Raw genomic sequence first — 713 nt, 5'->3', positions numbered from 1 at the left:
CCGGTTACCCCAACAGGCACCAGTCCCTGATCCGGCCCCAGGATGTATATCTGGGTATTGGCTATCGGACGGCCGATAGGTATAGTATCTTGCAAATGCGATATTCCATTGTCTATAACTACCGAGTACATTGTACAACCTACCGTTGATTCTGTCGGGCCGTATTCATTGATAACGGTAATGCTTTTATTAGCAAAATGCTTAAAATGTTCTACTCGCAATGCCTCTCCGCCTATTATTATTCGCCTACTTAATCTTTCACTATGATTGATTGTTTGTTCAATAAATTTCAGATGTGATGGAGTTAACTTTATAAAATCATAAGTAGCATATTTCTGAAGATTTATGTCTTCTTCAAAGATGCTTAATAAGTCTTGAGAGCTTAAAATAATAATTTTGCCTGATACTAAGGGCAAGAATATGGCTGTTATTGAGGCATCAAACGCATAAGATAAATGTATAAAAGTTCCAGAGCCATTTAGGTTCTCGTCGATATAATTAGATTTAATGCTAAAAATATAGTTAACAAGGCCGCTATGCTCGATCATAACGCCTTTCGGCCATCCCGTAGAACCGGAGGTATAGATGACATAAGCGAGATTAGCAGGGAGGAGCTTCGTCTTAACCTTCTGGGTCTGCTGAGCATCTATACGGTCTTTCTCGGTATTGATATTGATGACGAGCAGGTCATCTTGCTGTGGAAGCAGAACGGA

At 40.0% G+C, this 713-nt stretch carries 1 protein-coding gene; it reads right to left on the bottom strand.

The window, feature by feature from the left end:
- Positions 1–587, bottom strand: a 587-nt coding sequence (locus AB6735_RS28020) for an AMP-binding protein (protein ID WP_370999485.1), incomplete at its 3' end; no start/stop codon positions are given.
- Positions 588–713 lie beyond the last annotated feature (126 nt).

The sequence above is a fragment of the Mucilaginibacter sp. RCC_168 genome (assembly GCF_041355315.1).
Lineage (GTDB): Bacteria > Bacteroidota > Bacteroidia > Sphingobacteriales > Sphingobacteriaceae > Mucilaginibacter.
Note: the sequence above shows the minus strand (reverse complement) of the source record. Positions and strands in the feature narration are given on the sequence as shown.